An 18,231-nucleotide genomic window follows, 5' to 3' on the forward strand; every position below is an offset into this window, starting at 1 on the left:
GCCGCCTCCCTGACCTCGGTCCGAACGTCCAAACTGCGACGATCTTTGTCCATGGACCCGTCCGCCGCCAGAGGGCGAAGGTGAGGCGCATGAGCGAGTTCAGCCAGTTCGTGGTGGGTGACGAGGACTTCCTTCTCGACGGGCGGCCGGTGCGGCTGCTGTCGGGGGCGTTGCACTACTTCCGGGTGCACGAGGAGCAGTGGGAGCACCGGCTCGGGATGCTGCGGGCGATGGGCCTCAACTGCGTCGAGACGTACGTGCCGTGGAACCTGTACGAGCGGGAGCCGGGCCGGTACGGGGACGTGGCGGCGCTCGGGCGTTTCCTGGACGCGGTGGCGCGGGCCGGTTTGTGGGCGATCGTGCGTCCGGGGCCGTACATCTGCGCCGAGTGGGAGAACGGGGGGCTGCCGCACTGGTTGACGGGGCGGCTCGGGCGGCGGGTGCGCACGGACGACGCGGAGTACCTGGTGCACGTGGACCGCTGGTTCCGGCGGCTGCTGCCGCAGGTGGTGGAGCGGCAGATCGGGCGGGGCGGCCCGGTGCTCATGGTGCAGGTGGAGAACGAGTACGGCAGCTACGGCACGGACGCGGGGTATCTGCGGCACGTGGCGGACCTGCTGGTGGCGTGCGGGGTGGAGGTGCCGCTGTTCACCTCGGACGGCCCGGAGGACCACATGCTGACGGGTGGTTCGGTGCCGGGGGTGCTCGCGACGGCGAACTTCGGCTCGGGGGCGCGGGAGGCGTTCGCGACCCTGCGGCGGCACCGGCCGCGGGGGCCGCTGATGTGCATGGAGTTCTGGTGCGGTTGGTTCGACCACTGGGGGACGGAGCACGTGGGCCGGGACGCGGCGGACGCCGCCGCCGCGCTGCGGGAGATCCTGGAGTGCGGGGCGTCGGTCAACGTCTACATGGCGCACGGCGGGACGAGCTTCGCCGGCTGGGCGGGCGCGAACCGGTCGGGCCGGCTGCACGGGGGTGCGCTGCGGCCGACGGTGACCTCGTACGACTACGACGCGCCGGTCGACGAGGCGGGGCTGCCGACGGAGAAGTTCTGGCGCTTCCGGGAGGTGCTGGCGGAGTACGCGGACGGGCCGCTGCCCGAGGTGCCGGAGCCGCCGGTGCGGATCGGGGCGCCCGCGGTGGGCGTGGTGGCGGAGTGGGCGCCGTCGGCGGAGGTCCTGGAGGTGCTGGGCGACGAGGAGTCGCGGACGCCGTTGCCGCCGACGTTCGAGGAGCTCGGTGTGGACCGCGGTCTGGTGCGCTACCTGGTGGAGGTGCCCGGCCCGCGGCAGCCGTACCCTCTGGCGGTGTCGGGGCTGCGGGACCGGGCGACGGTGTACGTGGACGGGGTGCTCGCGGGGGTGCTCGACACGGAGGAGGCGGAGCTGCCGGAGCCGGTGGCGGGGCCCGCGGTGGTCGAACTGTGGGTGGAGTCGCTGGGCCGGGTCAACTACGGGCCGCGGCTCGCCGAACCGAAGGGGGTCACGGGCGGGGTGCGGCACGAGCGCCAGTACCTGCACGGGGTGCGGGCGCGGGGGCTGCGGCTCGACGCGTTCGAGGCGGCGGCGGTGGCGAAGGTGCCGTGGGGTCCGGTGCCCGCCGATGCCGGGCCGGGGCTCTACCGGGGCTCGGTGACGGTCCCGTCGCCGGGTGACGCCGCCCTGCGCCTGCCGGGCTGGACGCGTGGCTTCGTGTGGGTCAACGGCTTCTGTCTGGGGCGCTATTGGAACGCGGGCCCGCAGGAGTCGCTGTTCGTGCCGGGCCCGGTGCTGCGGGAGGGCGCGAACGAGGTGTGGGTCCTGGAGCTGGCGGGCGGGGCCGGGGACGCGGCGGAGCTCGCCTGAGGCGGGGACGGCGGCCCGGTCGCACCGGGGGCGCCGGCCGTGTGGAAGGCGAGGGAGCCGGTCGTGTGAAGGTGGGGTGCGCTCGTGTGGAGGCATGGACCGGCGGCGCGGGACGGCATGGAACTCGCGGCGCGGGACGGCGAAGACCGTGGCGCGGGACGGCGCGGGACGGCGTGGACCGGCGGCATGGGAAGGCCCGGACCGTGGCGCGGGACGGCGTGGACCGGCGGTCGCCTGGACGCGGGGGTGCCCGGGACCGGTCGGCCCCGGGCACCCGTACCGCTCGCGCCGCTACAGCGTCGCCGCCGCGGCCTTGATCGCGGAGGCGAAGGTCGAGACCTCGGTGTAGACACCGGGGTAGCCGGCCCGGGCGCAGCCCTCGCCCCAGCTCACGATGCCGACCTGGATCCAGGCGCCGGTGTTGTCCTTGCGGAACATCGGGCCGCCGGAGTCGCCCTGGCAGGTGTCGACGCCGCCCTCGTTGAAGCCGGCGCAGATCTCCTCACCGGGGACGAGGGAGCTGCCGTACGCGGACTGGCAGTCGGCGTCCGAGACGAACGGGACGGTCGCCTTGCGCAGGTACCGCTGCTGCGCGCCGCCCTCGCGGGTGGCGCCCCAGCCGGACACGGTGAAGGTGCCGTTGTTGTACGCGGTGGTCTCGGCGATCTTCAGGTTCGGCAGGCTGGTGATGGGTGAGGCGAGCTTGATGAGCGCCCAGTCCTTGCCCTGTCCGTTGTAGCCGGGAGCCTGGTAGACCTTGGTCGACCTGACCTTGATGGCGCTGCTCGACTGGAGGTCCACGACGCCGGCGGTGGCGGTGATGCTCGTGTTGGTGCCCGAGCCGCTCACGCAGTGCGCCGCGGTGAGGACGACCTGAGGGGTGATCAGGGAGCCGCCGCAGCCCATGGAGAGCCTGACCATCCAGGGGAACTCGCCCTGGGCGGCGCGGGTGCCGCCGACGACCGGTGCGGGCGCGGCGGAGGCGGTGGTGGGCTGGAGGCTGACGGCCGCGAGGACGACGGCGCCGGCGGCGGCGAGTTTCTGCAGGGCACGAACGAGTCTGTTCTTCTGCATGCGACTGCCTTCTTTCATGGGGGGTTGATCTTGATGGCATGTGCCCGTCAAGATGTGTCCGGAGTATGGACAGCGCGCAACGGGGGTAACAAGAAGGCCTTTTCGGCCAGATGAGGGACGTCCTGGGAGTGGCGCGGGACCGCCCGTACCCTGGTCGGCAGGGGGTGGTCCGGCGTGCCGCACGTGTCGCACAGCGATGAAGTCTCCCGGGTGGTCCACGGGTTCCCTCACCTCGACACGGTCCGGGCCTCGATCGCCGCGCTCTACCGCCGACTCACCCCGGACGGCGTACGCCGCTACGACACGAGCGTCCCGGCCTCGGACGTGGTGGTCGACGCAGCCGACGGCGGGCTCCACCTCGGCGCGCAGCGGGCCGCCCGCGCCCTCGTCCGGCACCTGCGGCTGCCGGACGCCCGGATGGTGGTGGGCTTCCGGGCGATGGAGCACGCGGCGAGCGTCGAACTGACCGCGGGACCGGAGTACTTCGTCGAGCTCAACGACCGCTTCCGCACCCACCGGCGCGACATCGGCGCCGCCCTCGCGCACGAGGTCACCCACGTGCTGCTGCACCGACTCGGCCTCACCTTCCCGACGACGGCCGATAACGAGATCCTCACCGACGTCGTCACCACCTACCTCGGCGCGGGCTGGCTGCTTCTCGACGCCTTCCGGCAGGACGGCGTCTCCAGCCAGAAGCTCGGCTATCTGACGCCGGAGGAGTTCGGCTACGTGCTGGCCAAGCGGGCCGAGGTGTTCGGCGAGGACCCCTCGCCGTGGTTCACCAGTGCGGTGGCCTACGAGGCCTGGGTACGCGGCCGGGCCGAGGCCGCGCGCGACTGGCGCCGCCCGCCGCTCGCCGCCGCCGGCTGGGCCGCCCGCCGGCGTGCCCGCGCCGCCGGCGACGGCGTCTTCCCCTGCCCGGTGTGCGGCCAGCGGCTGCGGGTGGCGCGCGAGCGGCGGGTGAAGGCGCGGTGCGGGGTGTGCGGGACGGTCCTGGAGTGCGCGCCGTAGGGCTTCGCGCACCGGACGGACCGTCATTCCGTGCGCAATGCGTTTGCGCCGTTCGGGTGCTTCGGGTGAGGGTCGGCGCATGAGCAAGTTGTTCGACGCGCTGTGGACCGGGGACGACGACGGGGTGGTCAGGGCCCTGCGGGAGGGGGCCGACCCGGAGGCCCGGGACGACGGGGAGACGGCGCTGTACCGGGCGGCCGTCGGGAACCGTCCGGTGGCGGTGCGGGTGCTGCTCGCGGCGGGTGCCGACCCCGCGCGGGCGAGCGGCGAGGACGACGGCGACCTGCCGCTGTGCGGGGCCGCGTGCGGCGGCCACACCGAGGTCGTGCGGGCACTGCTCGCGGCCGGCGCGGAGCCGGACCAGCCGGAGGCCTACGGCTTCACCGCTCTGGCCTGGGCCGTACGGCTCGGCCACACCGGCGTGGCGCGGGAACTGCTCGAAGCGGGCGCCGTGCCCGACCGGCCCGGCCCCGACGGGCTCCCGCCGCTCGTCGCCGCCGCCCGGCGCGGCTCGGCCTCCCTCGTGCGCGCCCTGCTCGAACACGGCGCGGGCCACCGGGAGGAGGCGCTCGACGAGGCCCGGCGCTGGATCGGCGCCGACATGGCGGGCGTGCTGCGGCGCGGACTGGTCGAGAGCGGCGGCAGCGCGGAGACGTACGAGGCGGTGGTGCGGCGCGTCCCGGAGGACGGCGGCGTGACCGTGGTCGTCGAGCTGCTGCGCGAGGACGGCGCCCCGAGCCGGGGCGACGAACGCCAGACCGGCCACGCCGCGATCGCGACGCTCCTGGAACGCGCCCTCGGGATCCGCGTCCCTCTGGAGGAACTCGCCGGGCGTGCGCTGCGCTGCGGCGACCCCGAGCAGGAGGACTGGACGACGGCCGTCGCGGCCCTCGCGGACCGCGCCGACGAGCACACCTTCGTGACCGCCGCCGCCTGGTGCGCGGACCGGGACCCGCGGCGGCGCGCCCTCGGCGCCAGCGTCCTGGCCGCCCTCACCGGTTGGACGGCGAGGGCGGTGCCGGTCCTGCGCCGCCTGGCGGCGGAGTGCGCGGCGGGGGATGCGGCGCACCCGGACGCCCGCGAGCCCGCCCTGTCCGTCGTCCTCGCGCTCGGACAGTGCGGGGAGGCGAGCGGGGTGGGCGAACTGCTCGGCCTGGCCGGACATCCCGCGGCGGAGGTGCGGCAGCAGGTGGCCGCGGCCCTCGCCGGCCTCGTGCCGGCCGGGCACCCGGAGGCCGCCCGGGTGCTCGTGGCGCTCAGCCGGGACGCCGACGCGCGGGTCCGCGACTGGGCGGCCCTCGCGCTCGGCGAGCTGCCCGAGGACACCCCTCTGGTACGGGAGGCCCTGGCCGCCCGGCTCACCGACCCGGACCCGGAGACGGTCGCCGAGGCGGCCCGTGGCCTGGCGATCCGTCAGGACCCCCGGGCCGTCGAGGTCCTGGCCCGCATCCTGGCGGACGCCGCCCCGGACGACCCGGCCCGCGAGACGGCCCTGGCCGCCCTGGAGCACATCACGGACCGCCGGACCAGGACCCGACTGGAGTGGACGGCGCCGCGGTGCCGTTAGGGCGGTGCCGCGGGATCACCTCTCAGGGCACGTCCTGCAGCGGGCCCTGGCCCCCGGAGCCGTCGCTCGCCGTCCCGTCGCTCCCGGCTGCGCTCCCGGTCATCGCGTCGACCGCCGCCCACGCGAAGGCCATCGCCGGGCCGATCGTCGCGCCGGGGCCCGGATAGGTCTCGCCCATCACGGCCGCCGAGCAGTTGCCCGCCGCGTACAGGCCGGGGATCGCGGTGCCGTCCTCGCGCAGGACCCGGGCGTCGGCGTCGGTCACGAGGCCGCCCTTGGTGCCGATGTCGCCGGGGTGGACGGGGACGGCGTAGAAGGGGCCCTTCTCCAGCGGCGCCAGGTTCGGATTGCGCAGGGTCGGGTCGCCGTAGTACCGGTCGTAGACGGAGTCCCCGCGGCCGAAGTCCTCGTCGACGCCCCGCTCCGCGAAGGCGTTGAACCGGGCGACGGTGGCCGGGAGCTCCGGTGCCCCGATCACGCGGGCCAGCTCCTCGACCGTCCCGGCCCGGCGGACGAAGCCGTCCCAGCGCTTCGGGAAGGGCTGTCCGGGGAAGAGGCCGGCGAAGATGTAGCGGGCCTTGGAGCGGGCGTCGAGGACCAGCCAGGACGGCACGGTCGTCGCGCCGGGCCGGTCGCACGCGTACATCCGGTCGACGAAGGCGTGGTACGGCGCCGCCTCGTTCGCGTACCGCTCCCCCGCCGCGTTCACGATCACCATGCCGGGGATGCCCCGGTCGGCGACGAGGAAGAAGGGCTGCTCGCCCGGCGGGCACACCGACGGCGCGCCCCACACCCTGTCCAGCAGGTCGGTCGCCGCGCCCAACTCCTCACCGAGCCGCAGCGCGTCGCCCGTCTGCCCTTCGGAGGCGTGCGTCCAGGCGGTCGAGGTGGGCGCCGGGAGGTGCTTCTCGCGCAGGTCCTGGGCGTGGGAGAAGCCGCCGGAGGCGAGGACGACACCGCGCCGGGCGCGCACGGTCCGCCCGTCGGCGAGCCGGATGCCGGTCACCCGCCCGTCGTCCGCCGTGAGCAGTCCGGCGAGCGGCGCGGAGAGCCACAGCTCGCCGCCGAGTTCCTGGAGCGAGAGCCGCATCCGGGCGACCAGCGCCTCGCCGAGGGACAGCAGGGTGCGTCCCCGCAGCCGGGTCCCGACGGCACGGAGCCCGACGCGGACCGCGGCCCGGCGCCCCGCCCAGGTGCGGGCGACCATGTTGAGGAAGCGGAAGTCGTACGAGGTCATCGTCAGCCCGTAGGTGGGCAGTCCGGCCCGGCGCATCCCGGCCGCGAGCGGGCCGAGCAGCTTCAGGTCGAAGATCTCGGGCTCGACGGAGCGGCCCTGGGCCATGCCGCCGAGGGCCTCGGGGAAGTAGTCGGAGTAGCCGGGGGTGTAACGGAAGCGGACCCGGGTGCGCTCGTGGAACTCCCGGACCATGCGCGGTCCGTGGCGCAGGTAGGCGTCGGTGCGGGCGGCCGGCACCCGGTCGCCGACGGTCGCGTCGAGGTAGGCGCGGGCCTTCTCCTCGGTGTCGCCGAGACCGGCCGCGTCGAGGTGCAGGTTTCCGGGCACCCAGATCGCCCCGCCGGACAGGGCGGTGGAGCCGCCGTAGCGGTCGGTCTTCTCGACGACGAGGACGGTCAGGCCGCGCAGCCGGGCGGTGAGCGCGGCGGCGAAGCCGGCGGCTCCCGAGCCGACGACCACCACGTCGTACGCGTGCGTCCCGGTCACGAGAACACCCCCGTCGTGTAGTCGCTGCGGTAGGAGAGCAGGGGCAGGCCGTCCGGACGGGCGTCGAGGCCGAGGACACGGGCGGTGACGACGAGGTGGTCGCCCGCCTCGTGAACGGCGTGGACCGCGCAGTCGAGGGTCGCGAGCGCCCCCTCGACGTGGGCGGCGGCGCCGGGACCCGCGGTCCAGTGGGCGTCCGCGAGGGGGTCGTCGCCGGCGGCGAGGGCCCGGTGCTCCTCGGCGAGCACCGAGACGCCGAACCGGCCGGCGCGCTCGACCGCCGGCCAGGCGGTGGAGGTGTGCGGGACGCAGAGGAGGACGAGCGGCGGATCGAGGGAGAGGGAGGCGAAGGACCGGACGGTCGAGGCCGCCGGGCGCCGGTTCCCGGGGGTCCGCGCGGCCACGACCACGACACCGGTGGCGAAGTGTCCGAGGACGTCGGTCAGCCGTTCCACTGGTGGCCCCACAGGCTGTCGGAGGTGATCTCCTTCGTCGTCCAGGTGGCCGGGTCGACGAGCAGCCCGTCCCAGCCGTACTCGACCTGGAAGCCGCCGGGAGCCTGGGCGTAGAAGGAGACCATGTGGTCGTTGGAGTGCCGGCCCAGGCTGGAGGCGATGGGGACGCCTGCCGCGTTCATCCGGTCGAGGCAGTAGCCGACGGCGTCGAGCGAGTCCGTCTCGACCATGAAGTGGACGATGCCGGGCGGCAGGGCGCCGGGGTAGAGGCCGAGGCTGTGGTGGCGGGCGTTGGGGCTGAGGAAGTTCATCCAGAAGAAGTCGCGGCCGGGTTCGCCCGTGGGCACGGCGACGGGCGGCAGCTTCATCCGGTCGCGCAGCTGGAAGCCGAGCAGGTGCTGGTAGAAGGCGACGGCGGCGTCCATGTCCGGCGCGGGCAGCACGACGTGGCCGAGGCCCAGGTGGTCGCCGGTGACGAAGCGGTTGCCGTACGGGGTGCCGAGCGGGCTGTGGTCCTGTGCCTGGCCCCAGTAGAGCTCCAGGGGGTTGCCGGCCGGGTCGTCGACGTGGACCAGACCCTGGACGCGGCGCTCGGCGAGGGTGGCCTCGTCGGCGTGCTTCACCGGGAAGCCGTGCGACTCCAGCTCCTCGGCGGCCTCGGTCAGGGCGCGGGCGTCGGGCAGTTCGAAGCCGGCCGCGAGGAGGCGGTCGGTGGTGCCGGCGACGAAGGAGAGGCGGCGGATCCGGTCGTCGATGCGGACGTTCAGGGTCGAGTCGGTGGAGTCCTGGCCTTCCACGAAGCCGAGGTGGTCGAGGGCGTAGCGGCGCCAGTCGGCGAGGTCGGTGGTCTCGATGCGGAGGTAGCCGAGCGAGCGGATGTCCATGGTGGGGTCCTCAGTTCGTGAAGAAGTCGAGGGCGAGGCGGTTGAACTCCGCGGCGGCCTCGGTCTGCGCCCAGTGGCCGCAGTGCGGGAAGACGTGCAGCCGGGCGTCGGGGATGGTGCGCAGCGCGAGCAGCGCGCCGTCGAGGGGGTTCGTGCGGTCCTCGCGTCCCCAGGTGAGCAGGGTGGGACTGGTGATCCGGTGGGCCTCGCGCCACACCTGGCTCTCCTCGGGCCACCGGGCGAAGGCGGCGCCCATGCGGGCGGCGCCGAGCCGGACCTCGGGGTCGACGGCCCGGGCGTAGCGCTCCTCGACGAAGGCGTCGGTGACGGTGGCCGGGTCGTGGGCCATGGTGAGGAGGAAGTCGCGCATCTGCTCGCGGGTCGGCGCGGGCGAGGCGTTGAACGCGAAGAGGCGCTTGATGCCCTCGGTGGGGTCGGGCGAGAAGAGGTTGACGGAGACGCCGCCGGGGCCCATGAGGAGCAGCCGGTCCACCCGGTCCGGGTGGGCGATCGCGAGCCGGGCGGCGGTGCCGCCGCCGAGCGAGTTGCCGATGAAGTGGGCCGTGGTCAGGCCGAGTTCGTCCATGAGGGCGGTGACGGCCGCCGCACTGTACGAGAAGTAGTCACGGTCCGGCGCGGTCTTGTCGGAGCGCCCGAAGCAGGGCTGGTCGACGAGCAGGGTGCGGAAGCGGGCCGCGAAGGCGGGCAGGTTGCCGCCGAAGTTGGACCAGGCGGAGGCGCCGGGACCTCCGCCGTGCAGCATGATCACGGCGGGCGCGTCGGCGGGTCCGGCCTCGTGGTAGTGGAGCGTGAGGCCGTCGGCCTGGGCGAGCCTGGACGTCCCGTCGTAGGTGTACGTGGTCACAGCATCGTGTCCTGGATGTCGAGGCCGAGGGCGGCCTGGCCGTAGAGGACGAGGGCGCGTTCGGGGTCGTTGGCGGCGTGGCCGCGGCCGGTGTGGACGTCCCGCCAGGCCCGCTGGACGGGGTTGTCGCCGGTGCGCATGGCGCCGCCGCCGGCGTTCTCCATGAGCAGGTCGACGGCGGCCACGGCGCGTTCGGTGGCGGCGACCTGGTCGCGGCGGGCGCGGGCGCGCAGCTCGGTGGGCAGCTCGGCGCCTTCGCAGGCGCGCCGGTACAGCTCGGTCATGTTGCGGGTGAGCTGGAGCCAGGCGGCGTCGATGTCGGAGGCGGCGCGGGCGATCCGTACCTGAGCGAAGGGGTCCTCGGCGACCTGCTGCCCGTAACTGACCCGGAAGCGCTCGCGGGTGGCGGCCACGTGTCCCTCCCAGGCGCCCTCGGCGATGCCGACGACCGGGGTGGAGATGGTGGTGGTGAAGACGGCCGCGTACGGCAGGCGGTAGAGCGGCTCGGGGTTGAGCCGCTGTCCGGGGGTGTCGAGCGCGGTGACCGGGCCGAAGCTGAGGGCGCGGTGCTCGGGCACGAACACGCCGTCGCAGACGATGTCGTGGGAGCCGGTGCCGCGCAGTCCGACGGTGTCCCAGACGGGGTCGACGGTGTACTCGGCGCGCGGCACGAGGAAGGTGCGCATGTCGACGGGGCGTCCGTCTGCGTCGGTGACGAGCCCGCCGAGCAGGGCCCAGTCGGCGTGTTCGCAGCCGGAGGAGAAGTGCCACCGGCCGCTGATGACGAATCCTCCCTCGGTGGGGGTGACCTTGCCGGTGGGGGCGTACGAGGAGCAGATCCGCGTGTCGGGGTCGGCGCCCCAGACCTCGTCCTGGGCCTTGGGGTCGTAGAGGGCGACGTGCCAGGGGTGCACGCCGACGACGGAGGCCACCCAGCCGGTGGAGCCGCAGGCCTTCGCGATCTCCTTGACCGCGGTGTAGAAGACGACGGGGTCGGCGGCGAACCCGCCGTGGGCCCGCGGCTGGAGCAGTCGGAAGAAGCCGGTCTCGGCGAGCTCGGCGACGGACTCGGCGGGCACGCCGCGCGCGGCCTCCGCGGCGGCGGCTCGCTCGCGCAGGGCCGGGGCGAGGGCGCGGACCGCCTCCACGACGGCTTCGGTGGCGTCGCTCATGTGTCCTCCCTGGGACTGCCTCGGGGTCGGGTGGGCTGGACCGTACGCGGTACGGCGGCGGGGCCGGTACCGGGGGTTCCCGCTCAGCGGGAAGCCGGGCGCGGGGCTGCCGCGGCACCGGACCCGACACCGGCACCCGGCACCTCGGCACCGGCATCGGCATCGGCATCGGCACCCGGCACCTCGGCACCTCGGCACCTCGGCACCTCGGCACCTCGGCACCGGCACTGCATCGCACGGCACCGGCACGGCGCGGCACCGACATGGCACGGCACCCGCACCGCACCGAGCCCGACACGCTCGGCACCGGCTCGGCACCGGCTCGGCACCGGCTCGGCACCGGCTCGGCACCGGCCGGTTATACCTATTCGAAATAGTTCGCGCAGCCGTCTTCCGCCGCGCCGCCGGGTCGTGGCAGGGTCTGCGCCAACCACACGGACCCCGTCCCATCTGGGGAGGCCTCATGACCGCCGAGCTCGTCGGCCCCGCACCGGCCGCGCCGTCCCTCCTGGACAAGGCGGCCCGGGTGCTCGCCGCGTTCGAGGGTCCCGAGCCCCGTCTCTCGCTCACCGAGGTCATCCGCCGCTCCGGCATCCCCCGCTCCTCCGCCCACCGCATCCTCGACCAGCTGGTCCGGCTGCGCTGGCTCGACCGCGAGGGGCGCGACTACCGCATGGGCGTCCGGATGCTGGAGCTCGGAGCGCTCGCCGCCCACCACAACCGGCTGCGCCGGGCCGCACTCCCCCATCTGCACGCGCTGCACGAGTCCACCGGTCACCTCGTCCACCTGACCGTCCTGGACGGCGGCGGCGTCGACGGCGTTCTCTGCCTCGAACGCATCGGCGGCTCCGAGGACTCCACCGTGCCCTCCCGGGCCGGCGGCCGGCTGCCCGTCCACTCCACCGCCTCCGGCAAGGCCCTGCTCGCCTTCGGCGACCCCGCCGCCCTCGGCCGGGTCCTCGCCCGTCGACCGCGCCCGCTCACCCCGCGCACCCTGGTCGGCCCGGTCGCCCTGCGCTCCGAGCTCGCCGCGGCCGCCGCGCGCGGCGTCGCCTACGACCGCGAGGAGACCTACCGCGGCGTCTCCTGCGTCGCCGTCCCGCTGCGCGGCGCGGGCCGCGCGATCGCCGCGCTCTCCGTCTCCGGCCACGGCCTGCACCGCGACCTCGACCGGCTCGCCCCGACGGTCGCCGCCCACGCGCGGGCGATCTGGCACGACCTCCACGGCCCGGGGCGGCGGACGGCGCGCCGCGCCGCGACGGACCCGGTGCCGGCGGCGCGGGAGCGGGTCTCGGAACGGGAGATGGAGTCGATGATGGGGTGGCTGCGGTTCAGCGACTGGATGTAGAGCGCCGGTCGAAGACGTTCCGCCAGACCGTCATCTCGCCCGTCAGGAAGCCGTGCGAACTGCGCGGCAGGGGCGTCGACTTCATCTTGATCACGAGGAGCGCGACGTCCCCCGAGGGGTGCCTGACGCAGATCCGGCTGCCGACCGGCGTCAAGGCCAGGTACACGCTGCGCTCCTCGGCGCGGCCGAGCATGAGCTTGCAGAGCTCGAGTCCGTCTCCCTCCACGCCGACGATCGGGTACATCACGCTGCTGCCGCTCTCCAGATCACAACCGCTCGGCTTGCACACCAGGCGCAGGTCCCCCTTGCGATCCTTGCGGCTCACCGGCTCCCTGACGCCCAGCGAGTTCGTCTCGTCGAGGAACACCGGATACGCGTCGAGGCTCGGCGACGCCGAGGGCTCGCTCGACGCGGACGGCGCGGAGTCGAGGGACCGGCCACCGCTCGCCGAACCGTCGGTGCCCGCCGGGCCGCCCGGCCCGGTCGAGTTCTTCGCCCCGGTCGACGGGCCCTGCGCCGCGCGGTCCGCCAGGCGGCCGAAGGCGTCCCCGACCAGCATCGTCACACCCGTGAGCAGCAGCACGCCGGCCGTCACGGCCGCGGCCGTGACGAGCGCGGTGCGCCGCCTGCGCGTCCGGCGCTCCTGCGGATCCCCCGCCCCGCCGCCCGCCGAAGGGCCCGCGGCCTCCGACGGATACGGCCAGGTCCCCGGCGGCGGAAGGTGCAGCGGAGTGGGCTCGGCCACCGGCGGCGGGAGCTCCGGGTCGGGCCCCTTGACCTCCCGCCACGCGGCCGGGCCGACACCCGCTTCGAGGTCCGCGCCGAGGTGCCGGCGGCACTGCTCCACGACCTCCGCCGCGGTGATGCGGTCCGCCGGATCGGCGGCCAGGCACCGCGCGATCAGCGGACGCAGCAGCTCCGGCAGCGATGCCAGGTCGGGGTCCGAGTGGACGATCCGGTACAGCACGCTGACCCCGGGGCCGTCCCCGTACAGCGGCCGGCCGAGGGCCGCGAACGCCGCCGTCTGTCCCAGCGCGAAGATGTCGGTCGCCTGCGTGACCTCGGCCGCGGACGCCTGCTCGGGCGCCATGAACGAGGGCGTGCCGACGGCGGCGCCGGTGGCGGTGTGCGAGGAGATCCCGGAGGCGAGCGAGATGCCGAAGTCGATCACCCGGGGGCCGTCGGCGGCGAGGAGCACGTTCGCGGGCTTCAGGTCCCGGTGCACCACCCCCACCTCGTGGATGGCCTGCAGCGCCTCGGCCACCCCGGCGAGCAGCCACAGCACCGCCGGGACCGGCAGCGGTCCGCTCCGGGCGACGGCCTCGGCGAGGGAGGGGCCGGACACGTACAGAGTGGCCAGCCAGGGCGGTGCGCCGTCCGCGTCGCCGTCGATCAACTCGGCGGTATACGCGCCGCGGACACGCCGGGCGGCCTCCATCTCGCGGCGGAAGCGGCGCCGGAAGTCCGGATCGTCGGCCAGCTCGGGCCGTACGACCTTGATCGCCACCGGCCGGCCGCCCCGCGTGTGGGACAGGTAGACCCGGCCCATGCCGCCCGCGCCGAGACGCGCGGCGAGGCGGTAGCCGCCGACCTGGACCGGATCGTCCGCCTGCAGTGGCTGGAACACCGCGGTCGCGCTCTTCATTCGCCCCGTCCCCCTGTTTCCCCCGGCCGACCGGCGCGCCGACCAGGGCAGCAGCCTAGGCGAGCGGGTCCGACCCCTCGACAGACGGGTTGGCCTGCACGGCAGTCGGGACGGTTCGTGCGCTCCGCCGACGGCGGGGACCGGCCGGTGGCCGGGCCCGGGCGCCGCGCCCCCTCAGTCGTACGTGACCTCGATCCGCTCCCCCACCGGAACCGCCTGGCAGGCCAGGACGTACCCCTCCGCCAGGTCCGTCGCGTCCAGGACCTCGTTGCGGGCCATCTTCGCCTCGCCCGCCGTGACCCGGCAGGTGCAGGCCGCGCAGGCACCCTCGCGGCAGGAGTACGGGGCGTCGACGCCGGCGACGAGCAGGGCGTCGAGGAGCGGGGTGGCGGTGCCCCCGGTGACGGTGTGGGAGGTGCCGTCGAGGCGGACCTCCGCGGTCCAGGCGGGGTCGTCGCGCCCGAGGCGCGCAGGGGCGTGGTGCCGCTCCGGGCCCGTGAACACGTCCGAGGTCAGCGAGAAGTAGCGCTCGCGGTGGAGCGCGCGCCCGCCCGCCGCCCGTACAGCCGTCTCCGCGGCGTCCATCAGCGGGACCGGGCCGCACAGGTAGGCGTCCCGGTCGGCGTGCGGGGCGAGGAGCGGACCGAGGAGTTCCGCGGTGGGCAGGCCCTGCAGGCTCTCCAGCCAGTGGGTGAGGGTGAAGCGGCCCGGGAAGTCCTCGGCGAGCTCGCGCAGTTCGTCGCGGAAGATGACCGAGGCCTGGTCCCTGTTCGCGTAGACCAGCGCCACCCTCGCCCGGCCCGCCGTGAGGGCCGACTTGGCGACGGACACCACCGGGGTGATGCCGCTGCCGCCGGCGACGAGCAGCAGGTCGCGGTCGAGGTCGGCGGGGCCGAACGTGCCCGCCGGCGGCAGCACCTCCAGCGCGTCGCCGACCGCCACCCGGTCGCAGATCCAGCCCGACCCGGCCCCGCCCGGCACGCGCTTCACGGTGATCCGCGGCGGCTCCCCCGTGTGCGGGGAGCTGGCCAGCGAGTAGCAGCGGGCGCCGCCGCCGGGGATCCGGACCGTGAGGAACTGCCCCGGACGGTAGGCCAGTCCGTCCGCGCCGGGGTCGAGGACCAGCGAGACGGCGTCGGAGGTCTCGCGGACCGCCTCGACCACCCGGACCGTACGGCTACCAGGCACCCGTCACCTCCAGTTCCCCCGCCGCCACGGCGGCGTCGATGCTGTCGCGGAGCGCGGCGCAGGCCCGCACGCGGGCGGACGGCTCGCCCGCCGCGACCCGCGCGGCGATGCGCGGGCAGACGGCGGCGGCCTCCTCGGTCCACTGCACCGCGGTGTGCGCCGGGCTGTACTTCACGCACAGGACCTGGTTGCCGCAGGCACCGCACTCCACGGCGCGCATCAGGACTCCCGCTCCTGCTGCCGCTCCCGCTTCGCGAGGTTCTCCGTGACTTCGGCGCGCCAGGCCTCGTTGGCGCGGGTCGTGTCGATCTCGAACTCGAAGCGGCGCGTCATCTCGTCCTCGACGTCGGCGGCGTCGACGTAGAACTGCTCGTACCAGCGTCGGAGCTGGTAGACCGGGCCGTCCTCCTCGCTGAGCAGCGGGTTGTCGATGCGGGTCTTGTTGCGCCACACCTCGATGTCCTGCTCGAATCCGACGGCGAGGCCGGCGGTGAACAGTTGCGCGGCCTCGTCCGCCTGCCGGTCCGTCATGCCGGGGAGCTTGCGCACGGTCGTGCCGTAGAGGAGGACGAAGCTGTTGGCGTCGACCGGGTAGTGGCAGTTGATGAGGACGCTCTCCATCTCCACGCCGCCGCCGATGTCGGACCGGACGCGGTCGATCATGTAGGACGGGCCGTAGTAGGAGGCGTCGGAGCGCAGCGGGGCGCTGAGGTTGCCGAGGTCCATGTCCTGGCGCGGGGTGGACTCCAGGTACTGGGTGGCGATGTGCCCGTCGAAGACGTTCTTGAAGTAGGTGGGGAAGGCGTAGTGCACGTAGTAGAAGTGCGCCATGTCCACGATGTTGTCGACGATCTCGCGGCAGTGGGAGCCCTCGACGAAGGCGGTCTTCCACGACCAGTCGGACCACTCGCCGCCGTCGAGGCCCTCGATCTGGGGAATGGTGACCTCGGGCGGCGGCGGCGCGCCCTCGGGGTCGTGCCAGACGAAGAGCTGTCGGTTGCGCTCCAGGGTGAGCCAGGCGCGGGTGCGGGCCCGGGGCGGGACGCGGCGGGCGTACGGGATGCCGGCGCAGCGCCCGTCGCCGGACCAGCGCCAGTCGTGGAAGGGGCAGGCGACGGCGTCGCCCTTGACCGTGCCGTGGGCCAGGTTGCCGCCCATGTGGGGGCAGTAGGCGTCGAGGACGTGCAGCTGCCCGTCGTCCTCGCCCTGGAAGACCACGAGCCTGGTGCCGAAGGCGGCGATCTCGTGGGGTCGGCCGTCCCTGAAGTCGGCGGCGAGTCCGAGGCAGTGCCAGCCGCGCGCGTAGCGGGCGGGGAGCGCGGCGGCCTCGATGACGCGGGGCCCTTCGCCGGCGGTGGTGTCGGTGGTCATCGGACCTCCTGGGTGCGTGCGGTGGCGGACCGGTCGGCGAGTTCGACGGCGATGTCGATGAGTTGGTCCTCCTGGCCGCCGACGAGCCGCCGCCGGCCGGCGCGCAGCAGGATCTCGGCGCCGGACACCCCGTAGCGCTCGGCCTGCCGGTAGGCGTGCTTGAGGAAGCTGGAGTAGACGCCGGCGTGGCCCATGAGGAGGGCGAGCCGGTCGAGTCGGCACTCCTCGTCCATGATCGGCCGGACGACGTCCTCGGCCGCGTCGACGATCTTCAGGACGTCGATGCCGGTGCGGATGCCCATCTTGTGGCACACGGCGACGAGGGCCTCGACGGCGGTGTTGCCGGCGCCCGCGCCGAGCCGCCGGGTCGAGCCGTCGATCTGGCGGGCGCCGGCCTTGACGGCGGCGATGGAGTTGCCGGTGCCGAGGGCGAGGTTCTCGTGCCCGTGGAACCCGACCTGGGCGTCGTCGCCCAGTTCGGCGACGAGGGCGGCGACGCGGTCGGCGGTCTCGTCCATGACGAGGGCGCCGGCGGAGTCGACGACGTACACGCACTGGCATCCGGCGTCCGCCATGACGCGGCCCTGGCGGGCGAGGTTCTCGGGGCTGGTGGAGTGGGCCATCATCAGGAAGCCGACGGTCTCCAGGCCCATCTCGCGGGCGAGGCCGAAGTGCTGGACGGAGATGTCGGCCTCGGTGCAGTGGGTGGCGATGCGGCAGATCCGGGCGCCGTTGGCGTGGGCGGCGCGGATGTCGTCCTTGACGCCGAGGCCGGGCAGCACGAGGAAGGCGATCTTCGCGCGCCGGGCGGTGGCGACGGCGGTCTTGATCAGCTCCTGTTCCGGGGTCCTGGAGAAGCCGTACGTGAACGAGGAGCCGCCGAGTCCGTCGCCGTGCGCGACCTCGATCACGGGCACGCCGGCCCCGTCGAGTGCGCCGACCACCGCCCGTACGTCCTCGGGGGTGAACTGGTGGCGCTTGGCGTGGGAGCCGTCGCGGAGGGAGGAGTCGGTGATGCGGATGTCGATCGGCGGGGTGCCGCTCGCGTGCGGGCCGGTCGCTCGCGATCCGGTCGCGTGCCGGTCGGCCGCGTGGGGGTCGGCCGCGTGGGGTCCGGTCGCCTCGGTGCCGCTCGGCCACGTGTCGGGCGCCTGGGTAGCGGTCGCCTGGGTGTCGGTCACTTCGCGCGCTCCTTGGCGAACTCCTCGCCGGCCTTGGTGGCGGCGGCGGTCATGATGTCGAGGTTTCCGGCGTACGGCGGGAGGTAGTCCCCGGCACCCTCGACCTCCAGGAAGAGCGCGACGCGGGCCATGCCGCCGTTGACGTCGGACGGGTCGTCGAACTGCGGCTCGGCGCGGAGCCGGTAACCGGGCACGTACGCGCGCACGTCTTCCGCCATCTGCTTGACGGAGGCGGCGATCGCCTCGCGGTCGGCGTCCTCGGGGATCGCGCAGAAGACGGTGTCGCGCATGATGACGGGTGGTTCGGCGGGGTTGAGGACGATGATCGCCTTGCCTCGGGCGGCGCCGCCGATGGTCTCGATGCCGCGGGCCGTCGTACGGGTGAACTCGTCGATGTTGGCGCGGGTCCCGGGCCCCGCCGAGAGCGAGGCCACGGAGGCGACGATCTCGGCGTACGGCACGGGGGCGACGCGCGAGACGGCGTGCACCATGGGGATGGTGGCCTGTCCGCCGCAGGTGATCAGGTTGACGTTGAGCGCGTCGCGATGCTCCGTCAGGTTCACCGGCGGGACGACGGCCGGCCCGACGGCGGCCGGGGTGAGGTCGATCGCGCGGATGCCGAGCTCGGCGTAGCGGGGGGCGTTGGCGCGGTGGACGTGGGCGGAGGTCGCCTCGAAGACGAGGTCGGGCAGCTCGGAGCCGGCAAGGAGCGGGGCCACCCCCGCGTGGCCGGTCTCCAGGCCGAGGCGGCGGGCCCGGGCGAGCCCTTCGCTGTCGGGGTCGACGCCGATCATCCAGCGGGGCTCGACGTGCGGGGAGCGGAGGAGCTTGTACAGCAGGTCGGTGCCGATGTTGCCGGAGCCGACGATGGCGGCGGTGAGCGTGGTCATCGTTCCCTCGGGG

16 protein-coding genes are annotated in these 18,231 nt (G+C 74.5%); 4 read left to right on the forward strand and 12 right to left on the reverse strand.

The annotated features are described in order from the left end of the window. The first annotated feature begins 89 nt into the window (after positions 1-89). Complete coding sequence (locus tag AB0M16_RS12360; RefSeq protein WP_365341709.1) at positions 90-1,844, forward strand: beta-galactosidase family protein; 1,755 nt, start codon at positions 90-92, stop codon at positions 1,842-1,844. A 291-nt stretch (positions 1,845-2,135) separates the two neighbouring features. Here the strand turns inward: AB0M16_RS12360 and AB0M16_RS12365 are convergent, their stop codons facing one another. Next, positions 2,136-2,918 carry a serine protease gene (locus tag AB0M16_RS12365; protein WP_365341711.1) on the reverse strand — a complete coding sequence of 261 codons (783 nt, stop codon included), beginning with the start codon at positions 2,916-2,918 and terminating at the stop codon, positions 2,136-2,138. 210 nt (positions 2,919-3,128) lie between these two features. Between AB0M16_RS12365 and AB0M16_RS12370 the strand changes: the two genes are divergently transcribed. Continuing rightward, positions 3,129-3,929, forward strand: a complete 801-nt coding sequence (locus AB0M16_RS12370; protein WP_365341713.1) for a TFIIB-type zinc ribbon-containing protein — start codon at positions 3,129-3,131, stop codon at positions 3,927-3,929. Positions 3,930-4,008: 79 nt separating this feature from the next. Further along, positions 4,009-5,496, forward strand: a complete 1,488-nt coding sequence (locus AB0M16_RS12375; protein ID WP_365341715.1) for an ankyrin repeat domain-containing protein — start codon at positions 4,009-4,011, stop codon at positions 5,494-5,496. Between the two features lie 22 nt (positions 5,497-5,518). Here the strand turns inward: AB0M16_RS12375 and AB0M16_RS12380 are convergent, their stop codons facing one another. Genes AB0M16_RS12380 through hsaA form a run of 5 tightly spaced genes read right to left on the reverse strand, consistent with a single transcriptional unit; the run spans position 5,519 to position 10,595 of the window. After that, positions 5,519-7,219, reverse strand: a complete 1,701-nt coding sequence (locus AB0M16_RS12380; RefSeq protein WP_365341717.1) for an FAD-dependent oxidoreductase — start codon at positions 7,217-7,219, stop codon at positions 5,519-5,521. Next, positions 7,216-7,674 carry a flavin reductase family protein gene (locus tag AB0M16_RS12385; RefSeq protein WP_365341719.1) on the reverse strand — a complete coding sequence of 153 codons (459 nt, stop codon included), beginning with the start codon at positions 7,672-7,674 and terminating at the stop codon, positions 7,216-7,218. The genes AB0M16_RS12380 and AB0M16_RS12385 overlap by 4 nt, the downstream gene beginning before the upstream one ends. Continuing rightward, positions 7,662-8,558, reverse strand: a complete 897-nt coding sequence (locus AB0M16_RS12390; RefSeq protein WP_365341721.1) for a VOC family protein — start codon at positions 8,556-8,558, stop codon at positions 7,662-7,664. Before AB0M16_RS12390 ends, AB0M16_RS12385 begins: the two co-directional genes overlap by 13 nt. Before the next feature lie 10 nt (positions 8,559-8,568). Beyond that, positions 8,569-9,423, reverse strand: coding sequence for a 4,5:9,10-diseco-3-hydroxy-5,9,17-trioxoandrosta-1(10),2-diene-4-oate hydrolase (gene hsaD / locus AB0M16_RS12395; RefSeq protein ID WP_365341724.1), 855 nt, complete (start codon positions 9,421-9,423; stop codon positions 8,569-8,571). After that, entirely contained in the window at positions 9,420-10,595 is a 1,176-nt protein-coding gene (gene hsaA / locus AB0M16_RS12400; RefSeq protein ID WP_365341726.1) for a 3-hydroxy-9,10-secoandrosta-1,3,5(10)-triene-9,17-dione monooxygenase oxygenase subunit, read from the reverse strand. Before hsaA ends, hsaD begins: the two co-directional genes overlap by 4 nt. 463 nt (positions 10,596-11,058) lie before the next feature. On the opposite strand from hsaA, the gene AB0M16_RS12405 reads away from it, so the two are divergent. Next, a complete protein-coding gene (locus tag AB0M16_RS12405) occupies positions 11,059-11,943 on the forward strand; it encodes an IclR family transcriptional regulator (RefSeq protein WP_365341728.1) in 885 nt (294 codons plus the stop codon). Here AB0M16_RS12405 and AB0M16_RS12410 read toward each other — a convergent pair. The 6 genes from AB0M16_RS12410 to AB0M16_RS12435 form a co-directional block, all read right to left on the reverse strand. Further along, positions 11,927-13,588 (reverse strand): serine/threonine-protein kinase, encoded by a 1,662-nt coding sequence (locus AB0M16_RS12410; RefSeq protein WP_365341730.1) that lies wholly within the window; start codon positions 13,586-13,588, stop codon positions 11,927-11,929. The genes AB0M16_RS12405 and AB0M16_RS12410 overlap by 17 nt on opposite strands. Before the next feature lie 174 nt (positions 13,589-13,762). Further along, the gene (locus tag AB0M16_RS12415; protein ID WP_365341732.1) at positions 13,763-14,776 is read right to left on the reverse strand and encodes a ferredoxin--NADP reductase; all 1,014 of its coding nucleotides are present in this window, start codon (positions 14,774-14,776) and stop codon (positions 13,763-13,765) included. Next, positions 14,766-14,996 (reverse strand): hypothetical protein, encoded by a 231-nt coding sequence (locus tag AB0M16_RS12420; protein WP_365341734.1) that lies wholly within the window; start codon positions 14,994-14,996, stop codon positions 14,766-14,768. The genes AB0M16_RS12415 and AB0M16_RS12420 overlap by 11 nt, the downstream gene beginning before the upstream one ends. Continuing rightward, a complete protein-coding gene (locus AB0M16_RS12425; RefSeq protein WP_365341736.1) occupies positions 14,996-16,147 on the reverse strand; it encodes a Rieske 2Fe-2S domain-containing protein in 1,152 nt (383 codons plus the stop codon). Before AB0M16_RS12425 ends, AB0M16_RS12420 begins: the two co-directional genes overlap by 1 nt. Then, positions 16,144-17,175, reverse strand: coding sequence for a 4-hydroxy-2-oxovalerate aldolase (gene dmpG / locus AB0M16_RS12430; RefSeq protein ID WP_365341826.1), 1,032 nt, complete (start codon positions 17,173-17,175; stop codon positions 16,144-16,146). The genes AB0M16_RS12425 and dmpG overlap by 4 nt, the downstream gene beginning before the upstream one ends. A gap of 149 nt (positions 17,176-17,324) precedes the next feature. After that, a complete protein-coding gene (locus AB0M16_RS12435) occupies positions 17,325-18,218 on the reverse strand; it encodes an acetaldehyde dehydrogenase (acetylating) (protein WP_365341738.1) in 894 nt (297 codons plus the stop codon). Positions 18,219-18,231 lie beyond the last annotated feature (13 nt).

The organism is Streptomyces sp. NPDC051921, assembly GCF_040680975.1.
GTDB lineage: Bacteria > Actinomycetota > Actinomycetes > Streptomycetales > Streptomycetaceae > Streptomyces.

Bases quoted from the DNA above. Each gene is read 5' to 3' on its own strand.
- AB0M16_RS12390 (WP_365341721.1), bottom strand. From the start codon at position 8,558: ATGGACATCCGCTCGCTCGGCTACCTCCGCATCGAGACCACCGACCTC.
- hsaA (WP_365341726.1), bottom strand. From the start codon at position 10,595: ATGAGCGACGCCACCGAAGCCGTCGTGGAGGCGGTCCGCGCCCTCGCC.
- AB0M16_RS12375 (WP_365341715.1), top strand. From the start codon at position 4,009: ATGAGCAAGTTGTTCGACGCGCTGTGGACCGGGGACGACGACGGGGTG.
- AB0M16_RS12420 (WP_365341734.1), bottom strand. From the start codon at position 14,996: ATGCGCGCCGTGGAGTGCGGTGCCTGCGGCAACCAGGTCCTGTGCGTG.
- AB0M16_RS12425 (WP_365341736.1), bottom strand. From the start codon at position 16,147: ATGACCACCGACACCACCGCCGGCGAAGGGCCCCGCGTCATCGAGGCC.
- AB0M16_RS12405 (WP_365341728.1), top strand. From the start codon at position 11,059: ATGACCGCCGAGCTCGTCGGCCCCGCACCGGCCGCGCCGTCCCTCCTG.
- AB0M16_RS12365 (WP_365341711.1), bottom strand. From the start codon at position 2,918: ATGCAGAAGAACAGACTCGTTCGTGCCCTGCAGAAACTCGCCGCCGCC.
- AB0M16_RS12435 (WP_365341738.1), bottom strand. From the start codon at position 18,218: ATGACCACGCTCACCGCCGCCATCGTCGGCTCCGGCAACATCGGCACC.
- AB0M16_RS12410 (WP_365341730.1), bottom strand. From the start codon at position 13,588: ATGAAGAGCGCGACCGCGGTGTTCCAGCCACTGCAGGCGGACGATCCG.
- AB0M16_RS12360 (WP_365341709.1), top strand. From the start codon at position 90: ATGAGCGAGTTCAGCCAGTTCGTGGTGGGTGACGAGGACTTCCTTCTC.